A 14,380-nucleotide genomic window follows, 5' to 3' on the forward strand; every position below is an offset into this window, starting at 1 on the left:
GCACACGGCACTGACAATCACTGCGGTGCCGAGAGCCGGAGCGAGGCTCAGGTACTGGTGGTGCGCCGTACGAGCCTGTGGCCTCGCAACTCCCGCTCGCAGCGAACGAGTTCGCGCTCCCATCCCTCTTCTGTGCCGATCAGGTGCGGGCTCTCGTAAAGACCGGCGCGAACCTCGGCGTCCGTGAGCCTCCGGTACTTGGGTGCGTCGGGATCATCCTCGGCAAGGAACTCGTGCTTGCGATGCAGCAGGGGACGGTTGGTGGAGTCCGCGTACGAGGTGAAGGAGGACTTGAGGGTCTTCAGGTCGACGGCGTACGAGGCCGCGATTCGCGGGTGGGGATCCGCGTCGAACTCGGGATAATCGAGCCAGCTGACCCCGCGGCCCTGATGGCGGAGCTTGACGACAGACCACTCGCCAGGACGGCCGGCGGCAATGCTCGCGCACTGCTCGTACAGGCGCAGCACGGCCGGGATCCGATGGAGTGCGCGGCGGTGAACGTACAGAGCGGTCGCGGTGAACTTGCCGGCGATCGATCCGTTCATCGCCCGGCGGACGTAGGCGTCGTCGCGCAGTTTGAACAGCAGCCGATCCGCTCGGTGGCACGCCTCGGTATACGACGGGAAGAAGGCACGGATGTCCAGTTGAACCGGCAGGGGCAGACTGCTAACCGGGCCTCGGCCGTGAAACAGCTCCAGCGCGAGGAACTGCAGTGTGTCGAGGGCTCCGCGCTCGGCGCTTCGTTCTACCTTCGCGGGGTCGGCTTCCTGCTCGGCAAGGCGCTTGAGTTCAGCGGGGCGCAGGTGGCCAAGGAGGCTGATGATGGGCTGCGGCATTTCCTCCAGCTGAGGCATCCTGCCGCGCTGTTCGAGATGATCGACGACCGAGGTGATCGCCGAGGCGGTGTCCTCGGACGCCAGCCACCCCCCGTCAGGAGCGACCTGTCGGGCGAGGTAACTCAGGCGGGCCGCATCGTCCTTGAACGCGTAAACGACCCCGGGCGCAGCCGACACGCAGCGGACACCGGTGGCCTCCTCGACGTAGTCGCGAAGCTCGCCGGCGGCGTAGAGGTGTTGGAAGGTACGGCGTTGGGTGAGGATGCCGTCGCCGTACTCGGTGCCTTTGATCTGGTTGCGCTCCCACCTCAACCTCGCGGACACCACTAGCACCGACTTGGCAAGGTCCCAGGCCCGAAGGAGCGTCTCGCGTCGTTCGGCGGGATTCTCAATCACGTTCAGGACATAGGTGAGAAGGACCACCTCGGCCGGCTCACGCCGCCCGTTAGGAAAGTGCACCGGGTCCCAGCCCACAGCATCGAGGCCGAGGTGCAGCAATGCCCGTACATCGCCGCCACGTCCACACCCGTAATCGAGTACCCCCATGTCTGGTTCCAGCTGAAGGTCGCCAACGGCACGACGAGCGGGGAGCGACAGGCCGACACGACCGATGGCGGTGTTATGTCTCTGACTGGTCCAGAGCTGCTGCGTCATCAGCGTTCCCTGATTCACGGATAGGCCAGCGTGCGACAGCTCCGAACTTTACGTGACACTCGCTCCAGCGGTCCGGCTTACAGGCGAGACGCGTGCCAAGACTGATCTCATGCCACACGGCTCGGGGCTCCGCCGTCGACCACACCACCGGCATAGCCTTGGTATCTAAGCGACGCGTCCTAGTGATGACTCCCCCTTGGGAGCCATCTGGGAGCCGGATCCCTCCCGGGAACCCTCCCGGACCGTCCGGGACCACCGCACACCAACGTCCTGAACAGGCAAAACAGCAACACAGCCGGTGCCACTCCCACCCGAACCTCATTCGGGACGAAGAGGTCGTGGGTTCAAATCCCGCCACCCCGACAGCTGAAGTACCAGGTCAGGGGCCTGATCCGTTTTACGGATCAGGCCCCTGAGTGGTTTGCGCATGGACCCGAGTTCGGAATCCGGCCACCCCGGCGAGTCACACGCGACTCCGGCTTGGCCCAGGTTGACCCCGACCCACAAGGTTCAGCAGGTGAAGGGGCCGCCGCTGTCTTCCGTATGTGTGATGCACAGTTGGCCGGGAGCGTCACCAGAGTCGTAGGGGCCGTGGGTCAGCTCGTGAGGGGCCTGGATGGGGACTGTGCGGCGATGACGTCCAGGTGCCGAAGAGCTCCGCTTCGAGACCGTTCATGAGATTGATGACCTGGCGCTCGTCGGCGCAGACGCACCATTTCGTCCAGGCCAACTACGCCTCGGAGTACCTCTCACCGCCGTGGAGAAAATACCGAGGGCAGGATCTGGAGTGGCAGGACCTGCCCTGGCCGCTATTGGCCGACGCAACCAAAGGGGCGAGAGTCAGGAAATTCCAACGCCTGCCCATATCTTGCGCATGTACATCCGAGCCTCGTCCGGTGCCACTATTCGTTCGAAGGTGTGTGGCGTCAACCGGTAAAGACAATCGATGCCATAGCGGTGCAGCAGAGTGATGTCCTTGGCCGCGGGGCGGACAGGGAAGAGGGCGCTCAACCGGTCCGCAGGAAGCGGGCTGTGTGGTGCATAGTCCAGAAGCTGCGCCAACGCCGCCCGTACATGAATGTGATCACCGCTGCTTTTCGCCTCTATGACTTCCGTTCCGTCAGGGCCGGTCACGTGAAGGTCTGTGATGCCGGACGGTGTGCGCAAGCGTGTGACCTCGACGCCGGTGAGAGTGGCCTTGTACTCGTTCACCAGTAGCGCTTCAGCTCGCAGCACCTGAATCTCACGCTCGTCGCGCCGGTAGGCCGCTGTCGACGTGTGCACCCCCTCAACAGGGACGACTCGGGTGCCCGTCGCGATGGCATTCGCCACCTCTGCGTCCCGAGCAAGCTTCCGGCGGGCCTCGGTGACCGTTCCGATCCCCAGCCCCTGAAGGATCTCGTCAGCCTTGTCACCCTCAAGCACCCGGAGACCCATGAAATTGTCACCCGCGTTGAAACTCGGCAAGTCCCATATCTCCGAGTACGGGATCTCGGTGTGCCGAAAGGAGAGGAGGCTGTAGACGTTGCGCCAGCTTCCCTTGTCCGGGTCGGGTGTCCACATCGCGTCGGCGAATTCTGCGTTTCTGAACGTGAGACCGACTTCCCCGATGCCCCGGACAAGATTCTGGCCTGTGAACAGCACGACGTCTCCCATGCGGAGCCGCGCCATGTTCTTGTCTTGAACAGAAGTTGCTCCCCAGAAGCGGGCAGATTCTGTCGGATGGATTCTCAGCAGCGCGTCACGCTGCTCACCGGAGAGCGTAGCCGCGTACTCTTCCGAACCGAAGGGAACCTCTTGGTCAAGAGTGTCACGCCAATGACGCCTGGCGATTGGGTTTCCGTACGACGGTTGGATTGCCACGAGCGGCACGTTGTTGCCCCCTTCAAGTCCGTGCCGCCATCTTCTCACCGTCCGCCTCCAGACTGAGTGTCACCCCGGAGTGCGACGGTCCCCAACAGGCCATGCCCCAGGGGTAGTCCAACGTCCCGCGTGACCCTGCTGGTGACGGCTCCCGAGCACCGAAGCAGGTGGCGGTCGGGCCGACGAAGCTGAAACAGCGGATCAGGTCCGGTGCGGGGAGATCAATGTCGGGCCTGATCTGCGTTTATGGCGTTGAGCGGTGCAGGAGTTCGGCCAGCTCTGTGGTCATTTCTGTTACGGCGGCTTCTACCGCTGGGGAGTGGGTGGCGTAGTTGATGAAGCCGTGGATCAGGCCGGGGTAGCGGTGTTTTTTGACTGGGACGCCTGCGGTGGTCAGGGCGTCGGCGTAGGCGAGGCCCTCGTCGCGTAGGGGGTCCAGGTCGCCGCAGCCGATGATGGCCGGGGCCAGGTTGTGGAGGTTCTCGGCCAGGAGGGGGGAGGCGGGGGCGCGGGTGGCTGCCGTCGGGTCGGTGGAGAGGTAGAGGCGGATGTCTTTCTCGCACTCGGCTGTGGTCAGGAGGTAGCCCGTGGCGCACTCGGTTCGGGAGAGGTAGTCGATGCCGATGCGCAGGTCGGTGATGGGGTAGGCCAGTAGTTGGGCTGCCAGGGGGCGGGACTCGTCGCGGAAGGTCTGGGCCACCCCGGCCGCCAGGTTCGCTCCCGCGCTGTCTCCCGCCAGGGCCAGTGGGCCGCCGCCGAAGTCCGCCGGGTGGTCGGCCACGTGGTGGGCCACCGCCAGGCAGTCCTCGTACGCCGCGGGGTAGGGGTGTTCGGGGGCCAGGCGGTAGGCGGGGCTGACCACTACCGCGTTCAGGTCCCGGCACAGGCGGCGGCAGACTCCGTCGTGGGTGTCCAGGTCTCCGACGATGAAGCCTCCGCCGTGGATGAAGATGAGTGTTGGGGGGAGGGTTGTTTCCTTCGGGGGGAGGGTTGCTTCGTTCGGTGGCGGGGGTGCTTCCTTGGGGCGGTACACGCGTACGCGGACCCCTGCCAGTTCCGTCTCCCTCGCCGATGCCACCTCGATCGGTGGGTTCGGGGCCACGGCCAGCGACAGCATGCGGTTGCCCGCGCGCATTTCCTCGAGCGTGGGTGCGGTGGCGGGCGGTGGGCCGTCCACGCCGAACTGTTTCAGGAGCGCCGCGATCTGGGGGTCGATGGGGCTGAGGGGCATCAGTGGGCCCTTCTCGGTCCGGTGTCCGGGGCACCGGTCCGGCGCCCGAGGCACGTATCCCCCGCACGCCTACGGTTGCACCGTATGCCGGGCCGGGGCGGACTTCGCTCCGCCGGGGCTTTACGGGTGACGGTGCCCGGGGCGGCTCCGCGGGCGGTGGGCGGGACTCTTCAGCGTGGGCCCCGGCCGGCGTCGCTCGCCGCGTCGTATCGGTACCGGTCCCTCCCCTCGTGGGGACCGGTACCGAAACGACGCCGGGGGCGCGGAGCCGGTCCGGGTGTGACCGGCTCCGCGGGTCTGGTGAGTGCGACCGACTCCGGCTTTTGCTCCCCCAGGCGTCCGCGTCCGCGTTCGCTAGCGCAGACGCGTCCGCGTTCGCAGGCGGTGAGGCGGGCGGAGAGGCTCGCCACCGCTTCGTGGCTCCGGCGGATTCCAGCCAGGTACCCGGCCCGGATCATGGAGCGCCATGCGTCACCTCTCCGAGCGCCGAGCCGGTGGCCTGCCCTGACGCCACGTGGTGGGTTCGCTACTGCGCCGCGATCCTGCCAGTTGTGGCCCCAGGTGAGGAGCATCCGGTACCGTCCGGAGACCTTTACCGCAGGTCAGCCGTATAAAGTGAGTTTTCCGGTCCGGATGTCCAGGTGTGGCGGAAGTAAGGGGTGGAGGCCTTGAGTTCCGACTCGGGGGCACGCACAGCCTTCGCGGAACGCCTCGCGCTGCTGTACCAGGAAGCCGGTAATCCGCCGCTCAAGCGCGTGGCCGAAGCGGTTGTCCAGTTGCAGCGCGTCGACGAACGCGGGCGGCCCGTGCGGGTGTCCGCGCAGCGCATCAGCGACTGGCGGCGAGCAAACAATGTGCCCGCGCACTTCGCCGCCCTCGCCGCTGTCCTGCACGTTCTGATCCCCGAAGCCCGGCGCAAGCGGCCCGCTCCCGTTTCCCCGGGGCTCTACGACCTCGCCCAGTGGCAGCGGTTGTGGGAGCGGTCCGTGGCCGATCCGGCCGGCGATCGGGCCGCGGCGGCTGCGGCGGCCGGGGCGGCTTCGGGGTCCGCGGAGGATCATGAGCGGCTGCCTGCCGACGGCCCCGCCGTCCCGAGCGTGTGCCCCTACCGCGGGCTCGCCTCGTACCGACAGCAGGACGCCCAGTGGTTCTTCGGCCGGGAGCGGAGCACGGACGCCCTCGTCGCGCAGCTCCGCGCCGCGGAGAAGACGGGTGGCCTCGTCGTGCTCGTGGGCGCCTCGGGGGCGGGAAAGTCGTCCCTTCTGAACGCCGGCCTCATGCCCGCTTTGCGGAACGGCGCTTTGCGGAACGGCGCCTTGCGGGACGTACAGAGCGACGGAGGCGACCGGGAGAGTCGCGACAGTCCGGCCGACCCCGTCCTCCAATTCGTACCCGGAAGCACCCCCCTCGCCGAACTCACCGCCCGAATACCCGGCCTCGACCCACCCCCGCCCGACACCCCCCACTTCGCCCAAGCCGTACGCGACTCCCTCACCGCATGGGCCCGGGCCGAGGCCCCCACCGCCCCCCGGCCCGTCCTCATCGTCGACCAGTTCGAGGAAGCCTTCACCCTCTGCTCCGACGAGGCGGAGCGGCGGGACTTCGTGCGGTTGCTGCACGCCGCCTGTTCGCCCGCCGACTCCGGTGACCCCGCGCCCGCGCTCGTGGTCCTCGGCATCCGCGCCGACTTCTACCAGGAGTGCCTCGCCTACCCCGAGCTGGCCGACGCGCTGCAGCACCGGCACATGGTCCTCGGGCCGCTGACCAGCACCGAGCTGCGCAACGCGGTGACCGGCCCGGCCAAGGCCGTGGGCCTTGAGCTGGAGCCGGGGCTCGCGGAGCTGATCGTCCGGGAAGTGAGCACCGACGGGCCGCGCGGGGCGCACGACGCGGGCGTACTGCCGCTGCTCTCGCACGCCCTGCTCGCCACCTGGCAGCGCCGCAAGACGGGCCGGCTCACGCTGGCCGGCTACCGCGCGGCGGGCGGGATCCAGGGGGCGGTGGCGGCGACCGCCGAGCGCGCCTGGTCCGGCCTCGACCCTGCGGCGCGCACGGCCGCGCGGCTGCTCCTGCTCCGCCTGGTCCGCCTCGGCGAGGACACCCAGGCCACCCGCAGGCGCGGGACGCGGCGTCAGCTCGCGGAGGAGTCGACGGATCCGGACAAGACGGAGGAGTCGCTCGAAGCGCTGGTCCGGGCCCGGCTGGTCACCCTCGACGCGGAGACCGTGGAGATCACCCACGAGGCGCTGCTGCACGCCTGGCCGCGGCTGCGCGACTGGATCGACGAGGACCGCAACGACCATCTGCTGCGACAGCGGTTGGAGGAGGACGGCAGGTCCTGGGAGGACTCCGGGCGCGATAGCGCGCTGCTCTACCGGGGTTCGCGCCTGGAGCAGGCCGACGCCTGGGCGCGGTCCGCCGGTGACACCTTCCTCACCCGGGGCGCGGCGGAGTTCCTGGCCGCGTCGGGCAGGCTGCGCCGGCGCACGATGCTGATCAGCCGTGCCGCGGTGGCGGCGCTTGTCGCCCTGGCGATGGTGGCCGTCCTGTCGGCGGTGGTCGCGTGGCAGCAGCGCAACGACGCCGTGTCCGGGCGCAACGACGCGGTGTTCGAGCAGGTGGTCGCCGAGGCGGACCGCGCCCAGGACACCGATCCGTCGCTGTCCGCCCAGCTCGACCTGGTGGCGCACCGCCTGCGGCCGGGCGACGAGGGCACCAGGAACCGGCTGATCTCGATCGTCAACGCGCCCCTCGCCACCCCGCTCCTCGGCCACACCGGCGCCGTCTACCTCACCTCGTTCAGCCCGAACGGCCGGCTCCTGGCCACCGCCAGTTACGACCGGACGGCCCGCCTGTGGGACGTGTCGGACCCCGCGCGCCCCGAGCCGCTGGGCAAACCCCTCACCGGCCACAGGAGTTGGGTGAGCACGGCGGTCTTCAGCCCGGACGGCCACACCCTGGCCACCGCCTCGGACGACGGCACGGTCCGGCTGTGGAACGTGCGCGATCCCCGCCACCCGCGTCTTCTCGGTACGCCGCTGAGTGGCCGTGGCGGCACCATCTACCTGCTCGCCTTCAGCCCGGACGGCCGCACGCTGGCCTCCGCCCAGGACAACCGCACCGTCCGGCTGTGGGACGTGGCAGAGCCGGGCCGCGCGAAGGCGCTCGGCTCGCCGCTGACCGGCCACGCCGAAGCCGTACGCTCCGTGGCGTTCAGCCCCGACGGGCAGACGCTCGCCGCGGGCGGGGACGACGGCACGATCCGGCTGTGGGACATGGCGGTTCCACGGCGCCCGAAGCCGGTCGGCAAGCCGCTGACCGGCCACACGGGCACGGTGCACTCCGTCGCCTTCAACCCCGACGGCCGCACCCTCGCCAGCGGCGGCGTCGACCACACCATCCGCCTGTGGAACGTCGCGGACCCGAGCCGCGCGAAACCCCTCGGCTCGCCGCTGACCGGCCACACCGGCCCCCTGTGGTCCGTGGCCTTCAACCCCGCGGGGACGATGCTCGCGGCGGGCAGCGCGGACAGCACGGCGAGCCTGTGGAACGTCAGCGATCCGGCGCACCCGTCGCAGGTCGGCAAGCCGCTCGCGGGCGGCAGCGGGGAGATGTACGCCATCGGGTTCAGCCCCGACGGGCAGACCCTCGCCACGGGCAGCGGCGACAACAAGGTCCGCCTGTGGTCGATCCCGACGGCGGACATGCTCGGCCGCATCGGGTCGTTCAGGCCCGACGGGAAGGTCCTTGCCACGGCCGCGGGTGACGACCGGGTGCGGCTGTGGAACGTACAGCGTCCGAACCGGCCCGTGGCGCTCGGCAAACCCTTCAAACCCGGGAAGTCCGGGCAGGAAGCCGTGCGTTCACCGCTGTTCTCCCCCGACGGCCGCACCCTCGCCGTGCTCACCGGCAGCCGCGCGGTGCGGCTGTGGAACGTCGCCGACCCGACGCGTCCCGTCCCGCACGGGCCGCCCGTCGCCCTGCGGACGCGGTTCGCGGCCGCGCTGGCGTTCAGCCCGGACGGGCGCACCATGGCGACCCCCCGGACCGACCGCACCGTACAACTCTGGGACGTCAGCACCCCCTCCCGCCCCCGCCCGCTCGGCGATCCGCTCACCGGCCACAAGGGGTACGTCAACGACCTCGCCTTCAGCACCGACGGGCGCTCCCTCGCCAGCGGCAGCGCGGACGGCACGGTCCGGCTCTGGAACGTGACCGACCCGCGTCGCACCACCCGGCTCGGTACGCCCCTCAAGGGTCACGTCGGCCCCATCAACACCCTTGCCTACGGCCCCGACGGCCGCACCCTCGCCACCGGCAGCGACGACGGCACCGTCCGGCTGTGGAACGTGGCCGACGCCCGCGAGACGACCCGCCTCGACGCCTCCCTGACCGGGCACACCGACGCGATCGTGTCGCTGTCGTTCAGCGAGGACGGCAGCACCCTGGCGAGCGGCAGCAACGACAACACGGTCCGGCTGTGGGACGTCAGCCGCCCGGCCAAGGCCTCCCCCATCGGCCAGTCGATGAGCCCCAACGCCAAGACGGGCGGCTTTCTGTCGTTCCGCCCCCGCAGCCACGAGCTCGGGGTGTCCAGCGGCGCCGATACCGTCCGGCTGTGGAACCTGGACACCGACGCGGCGATTACCCGTATTTGCTCGACGACTCGGGGCGTTCTGACACGGGAAAAGTGGCGCGAATATCTGCCGCGACTCTCGTACGAGCCGCCGTGCGCGGAGTAAGCCGACGGGAAGGCGAGCGTGATTCCGATCACAACTCACCCATTAGATTCGGTAGTTCACTCCCCCTGCGCGACCAGGCTTGTTACGGTTGGAAACAGCCCGATCGCTGGTGCATCCCCCGTCGCCAGCGATCGGGCTCTTCCGTTCCAGGGGTAGTTGAATTTTGCCGCTCACGTCGGGCGAACCGGCCTCGGCCATAAGGCATTTTCACGCTACATGGAACCCTTATAGCACCCCTATAGAACCCTTCTAGGTCAATTACCAGACATGCACAGGCACAGGTATGGAGGTGAGTGCGGGTGAGTGCCGCACGTCGGCGCGTCATCGTCATCACCGCCGTCCACGGGCCTTCCGCCCGCTTCCTCGCGGAGGCCCACCACTCGCTCCGCGCGCAGGTGTTACCCGAGGGCTGGGAGTGGCACTGGGTGATCCAGGAGGACGGCGAGAGCGACGACGTCGCCCCGCACGTCCCGGCCGACGACCGCGTGACCTTCCGCCAGGGCCGCGCCGGCGGCCCCGGAGTCGCCCGCACCCTCGCGCTGGCCCACGCGGACGGCCCGTACGTGAAGGTCCTGGACGCCGACGACCAACTCCCGCCGGGCGCGCTGGCACGCGACCTGGCCGCCCTGGAGAACGACCACACCCTCGGCTGGGCCACCTCGCGCGCACTCGACCTGCTCCCGGACGGCACCACCGTCGGCTTCCCCGAGGACCCCGCCCACGGCCCCATCGAACGCGACACCGTCCTCAACCACTGGAAGACACACGCCTTCCGCCCCCAGGTCCACCCGGCGACCCTCTTCGTACGCCGAGACCTCCTCATAGCCCTCGGCGGCTGGATGGCCCTCCCCGCCTCGGAGGACACCGGCCTCCTCCTCGCCCTCAACGCGGTCTCCCGCGGCTGGTTCACGTCCGGCGTCGGCCTCCTCTACCGCAAGTGGGAGGGCCAGGCGACGGGCCAGGCGGCGCACACGGACTCCGCGGAGCACGATGCGCGGATGGCTGTGGCGGAGGCGCGGGCGCGGGCGCTGGCTCTGTCGGGGTGGCGCTTCCCGGTCAGCTCCGGCGGCGCTGTTCGGCGCGGTGGGTGAGGGCGGCCACGATGCGTTGCCAGGACGGGGATGTCTCGGAGATTCGGGACGAGACCAGTCTCAGGTAGCCGGGCTGTTGGGCGGTGTCCTGTTCGTGGGTGGTTTCCCAGGTGTCCAGGTCTTCGATGAGGCGGTCCAGGCGTGGGTCGTTCGGGGGCCAGTCGACCGATTGGTCGACGGCGAGATACAGGCGTCTCGTCTCGGGGTCGTCGAAGGCCGCGTTCTTGTCGCGGATTCGCTGGGGCATGACGTGCGGGTCCAGTGCCTGCATCAGGATCCATGCGTCGCGCTCCAGTCGTACGCGTTGTTCGCTGATGCCGAGCGCGCGCATGCGGTCCAGGATGGCGACCACCTCGGGAGGCAGCACGAGCCTTTCGCCGCTTGCCAGTTCGGCGATGCGGCTGCGGTATTCGGTGAGTTGGTCGATCTTGCGTTGCAGCTCGGCGTCGATGCCTGTGATGGCCGCCGCGAATTCGGTCGGTCGGGCGTGGAGCAGGGCGTCGATTCGGGCCAGGGGGACGCCGGCGTCGGCGAGGGTGCGGATGCGGATGAGGTCCACCGCTGCTTGGGCGCTGTAGCGGCGGTAGCCGGAGGCGTCGCGTTCGGGCTCCGGGAGCAGGCCCACGTGGTGGTAGTGGCGAACGGTGCGCACGGTCACGCCGGCGGTTGCGGCGAGTTGGCCGATGGTGAGCACCATTCCCCTTGGGTCTTCGTACGCCGTCGCGTCGTGCGGCATCGTCGTCGTGCCGAGTCTAAGTACGAGTCGACAGGTGTACGACGTCGTTGATCGCCTGGGCCACTGCGTCGGGGCGGTCGAAGCAGAGGCGGTGGTGGGTGGTGTCGGTGATGACGCGTTGTTCTCCGTGGGAGACCGCGTTCACCAGGGCGGCGTCCATCTTCGTCTTGCCCTCGTTCATTTCCCGCAGCGTCCGCTCCGACGTCAGTGCCTGGAGGGCGGGGTCGGTGCCCACCACGGTGAGGGCGATCACCGGGACGTCGGGGATGCGTGGCCCGGCCCGCAGTTCGGTGGCCAGGTCGGGCAGCTGGGTGCGCTCGGCTATGCCGGAGTCGGTCCATTCGTCGGTCGACTTCGCTTCGATCAGCGCCTGCCGTATGTGCTCCGGGTAGGCCGCGTACAGCTCCGCTCTCATCTCGCGCAGGGCCGGGCGCATCCGTTCCATCTGCTCCCGGTCAGGGGCCATCCCCTCGACCGCCGCCAGGCTCGCCTCGGGCGGCATGAAGTCGTCCCAGTCGTGGTGGAAGGCGTCCAGCAAGACCAACCCGGCCACGTCCTGCGGGTACAACTGCGCGAACCGGTGGGCGTACAGGCCACCGAGGGAGTGGGCCACCAGGACGTAGGGGGCGGGGAGTTGCTGAGCGCGCAGCAGGTCACGCAGTTCCGTGGCCACCTCGGTGGCGGGGCGCGGCAGCGGGAGCGGGTCGCTGTAGCCCGTGCCTCCGCGGTCGTACACCACCGCCGTGGTGAACTGCGCGACCTCCTCCTGTACGCCGAAATAGTCCAGGCCCACCGCGCTGGCCCCCGGCAGGAACACCACGGCCGGTCCGCCGCCGCCCGACCGGTGTACGAAGACTTGGCGGCCGTCGATCTCCTGGAACCCTCCGAGCGGCGGCGCGAGCCGGGCGGCCGGGGAAGTGCTGTTGTTCGTCATGCGAGTCAGGGTCCAACCCTGACGTAGGGGCAGGGTCAACCCCGGGCAGCCCGAAGCAGGGTCGTTTCACGAGCGGCCCGAGGCAGGGTCACTTCAGCGTCTCGGCGTCCACTCGGGAGAAGATCAGGTCGCTCTCGGACGTCACCGGGCCGCGCCACCGCACCGGAGGCTCGGGGCTGCGCAGCGCGCTCGGATAGCTCTCGGGCGCGTAGTCGTTGGCCAGGCGGTACGTGTGGAAGCCGTGCTCGCGCATCGTCTCCAGCAACTCCTCGACGGAGTCGCCCAGTTGCTCCATGCGCTCCGGGGTCACCTCCACGGTGATCTCCGCGTCGGGACGCAGTTCGCCGAGCATCGGGGCGAGGCCGCGCACGACACCGCCCTCCGCGCCCTCCACATCGATCTTGATCACCCGGGCCCGTGCGATCTCGTCCGGCCGCAGCAGCGAAGGCAGCGGGCGCGCCTCCATCTCGAAGGTGGACTCCGCGGGGCCGTCCCACGGCACGATGCTGTTCGCGCCCATGTTGCGGGAGCTCGCGAGGACGAAGGTGAGGGTCTTGGCGCTGTCCGAGACAGCGGCGTTGACCGCGCGGATGTTGTCGCAGCCGTTGAGTTCGGCGTGCTGGAGCACCCGCCGGTGGAAGACGGGGGACGCCTCGATCGACACCACCCGTCCCGTTTCCCCGACTAGGCGGGAGCCGTAGACGCTCAGGAAGCCGACGTTCGCGCCCACGTCGACGAGGACGTCCCCGGCCCCCAGCCGGGTCGCGAGCCAGCTCATCATGTGCGGCTCCCAGGCCCCGTACATGTAGATGTAGCGCTGGATCAGGTCCCGCGTATCGACGGCGAACCTGGCCCCGAAGACGGAGTCGACCACCCGCCGGCGAGGGTGCTCGCGCAGGCGGGGGTTCAGATACCGGGAGACCAGCGCCCCCTTGCCGAGGGCGGGCCCCGGAGCCCGGCGCACATACGCGCGCGCCAGCGTGGCCACGACCTCCGCCATGTTCCCTGCCGCCTCTCGCGCGGTGCTACGTCGCCGCTACCGCCCGATCCTGATCAAACGGCAGGTCCAGCATACGAATCGCGTTCCCGCGCAGCAGCTTGTAGGCCACTTCCTCCGGCAGGTGGCCCACGTGGTCCGTCGCGACCTGCTTGGTGTGCGGCCAGGTGGAGTCGACGTGGGGGTAGTCCGTCTCGAAGGTCGCGTTGTTCACCCCGACCGTCTCGATCGCCTCGATGCCGTGCTTGTCGCGGAAGAAGCAGCAGAAGATCTGCCGGTAGTAGTACGTCGATGGCGGTTCGGGGATCAGGTCCTTCACGCCGCCCCACGCCCGGTGCTCCTCCCAGACGTCGTCGGCGCGCTCCAGGGCGTACGGAATCCAGCCCATCTGCCCCTCGCTGTACGCCAGTTTGAGCCGAGGGAACTTCACGAGGACACCCGAGAACAGGAAGTCCATCATCGAGGCCATCGCGTTGTTGAAGGACAGCGAGGCCTGCACGGCGGGCGGCGCGTCCGGGGACGCGGCGGGCATCTGCGACGACGAGCCGATGTGCATGTTCACGACCGTGCCGGTCTCCTCGCAGGCCGCGAAGAACGGGTCCCAGTAGCCGGAGTGGATCGAGGGCAGGCCCAGATAGGTCGGGATCTCGCTGAAGGTCACGGCGCGTACGCCGCGGGCGGCGTTGCGCTTGATCTCCGCGACGGCCAGGTCCACGTCCCACAGCGGGATCAGGCAGAGCGGGATCAGCCGGCCACCGCTGTCCCCGCACCACTCCTCGACCATCCAGTCGTTGTACGCGCGGACGCAGGCGAGCCCCACCTCCTTGTCCTTGGCCTCCGAGAAGGTCTGGCCGCAGAAGCGCGGGAAGGTGGGGAAGCAGAGCGAGGCCTCGACGTGGTTGATGTCCATGTCCGCGAGGCGCGCCTTGGGGTCCCAGCAGCCCCGGCGCATCTGCTCCCGGGTGATCCCGTCGAGCGTCATCTCGTCCCGGGAGAAGCCGACGGCCGCGATGATGCGCTTGTACGGGAAGATCTCGTCCTCGTACCGCCACCAGTCCGTGAGCTGGCCCTCGGGGTCGGTGGTGAAGCGGTACTTCCCGCCCACGTACGCCAGTTCGCCGATGCCCGCGGTGAAGGGCTGCGGGCCCCGGTCGCGGTACTTCGCCGGGAGCCAGGTCTCGAAGAGGTGCGCGGGCTCGATGACGTGATCGTCCACGCTGATGACTTTGGGAACGTCCTTGGCGCCGCTTTCCTTGCCGCTCACGCTGTACCCCTCACCGCCCGCCGGGTCCACCG

At 69.2% G+C, this 14,380-nt stretch carries 9 protein-coding genes; 2 read left to right on the forward strand and 7 right to left on the reverse strand.

What is annotated here, in order from left to right; all coding sequences use genetic code 11:
* Nucleotides 1-47: 47 nt before the first annotated feature.
* The 3 genes from IEY91_RS11845 to IEY91_RS11855 all read right to left on the reverse strand — a co-directional run bounded on the left by IEY91_RS11845 (nt 48) and on the right by IEY91_RS11855 (nt 4,584).
* Entirely contained in the window at nt 48-1,490 is a 1,443-nt protein-coding gene (locus tag IEY91_RS11845) for a DNA phosphorothioation-associated putative methyltransferase (RefSeq protein ID WP_189173934.1), read from the reverse strand.
* A gap of 840 nt (nt 1,491-2,330) precedes the next feature.
* Nucleotides 2,331-3,353 (reverse strand): hypothetical protein, encoded by a 1,023-nt coding sequence (locus IEY91_RS11850; RefSeq protein ID WP_229696892.1) that lies wholly within the window; start codon nt 3,351-3,353, stop codon nt 2,331-2,333.
* A 244-nt stretch (nt 3,354-3,597) separates the two neighbouring features.
* Nucleotides 3,598-4,584, reverse strand: coding sequence for an alpha/beta hydrolase (locus IEY91_RS11855; RefSeq protein ID WP_189173935.1), 987 nt, complete (start codon nt 4,582-4,584; stop codon nt 3,598-3,600).
* A 659-nt stretch (nt 4,585-5,243) separates the two neighbouring features.
* Between IEY91_RS11855 and IEY91_RS11860 the strand changes: the two genes are divergently transcribed.
* Both IEY91_RS11860 and IEY91_RS11865 read left to right on the forward strand, forming a co-directional pair.
* Nucleotides 5,244-9,326 (forward strand): WD40 repeat domain-containing protein, encoded by a 4,083-nt coding sequence (locus tag IEY91_RS11860; RefSeq protein ID WP_189173936.1) that lies wholly within the window; start codon nt 5,244-5,246, stop codon nt 9,324-9,326.
* Nucleotides 9,327-9,625: 299 nt separating this feature from the next.
* Nucleotides 9,626-10,417, forward strand: a complete 792-nt coding sequence (locus IEY91_RS11865) for a glycosyltransferase family 2 protein (protein WP_189173937.1) — start codon at nt 9,626-9,628, stop codon at nt 10,415-10,417.
* Here IEY91_RS11865 and IEY91_RS11870 read toward each other — a convergent pair.
* The 4 genes from IEY91_RS11870 to IEY91_RS11885 all read right to left on the reverse strand — a co-directional run bounded on the left by IEY91_RS11870 (nt 10,383) and on the right by IEY91_RS11885 (nt 14,348).
* The gene (locus IEY91_RS11870; protein WP_229696893.1) at nt 10,383-11,153 is read right to left on the reverse strand and encodes a MerR family transcriptional regulator; all 771 of its coding nucleotides are present in this window, start codon (nt 11,151-11,153) and stop codon (nt 10,383-10,385) included. The two genes, IEY91_RS11865 and IEY91_RS11870, sit on opposite strands and share 35 nt — an antisense overlap.
* A gap of 16 nt (nt 11,154-11,169) precedes the next feature.
* A complete protein-coding gene (locus IEY91_RS11875; RefSeq protein ID WP_189173938.1) occupies nt 11,170-12,087 on the reverse strand; it encodes an alpha/beta fold hydrolase in 918 nt (305 codons plus the stop codon).
* Between the two features lie 88 nt (nt 12,088-12,175).
* On the reverse strand, nt 12,176-13,087 hold the full coding sequence (locus IEY91_RS11880; RefSeq protein WP_189173939.1) for an FkbM family methyltransferase: 912 nt from the start codon (nt 13,085-13,087) through the stop codon (nt 12,176-12,178).
* A gap of 25 nt (nt 13,088-13,112) precedes the next feature.
* The gene (locus tag IEY91_RS11885; protein WP_189174181.1) at nt 13,113-14,348 is read right to left on the reverse strand and encodes an amidohydrolase family protein; all 1,236 of its coding nucleotides are present in this window, start codon (nt 14,346-14,348) and stop codon (nt 13,113-13,115) included.
* Between the last annotated feature and the right edge of the window lie 32 nt (nt 14,349-14,380).

The organism is Streptomyces lasiicapitis (assembly GCF_014646335.1).
Classification (GTDB): domain Bacteria; phylum Actinomycetota; class Actinomycetes; order Streptomycetales; family Streptomycetaceae; genus Streptomyces; species Streptomyces lasiicapitis.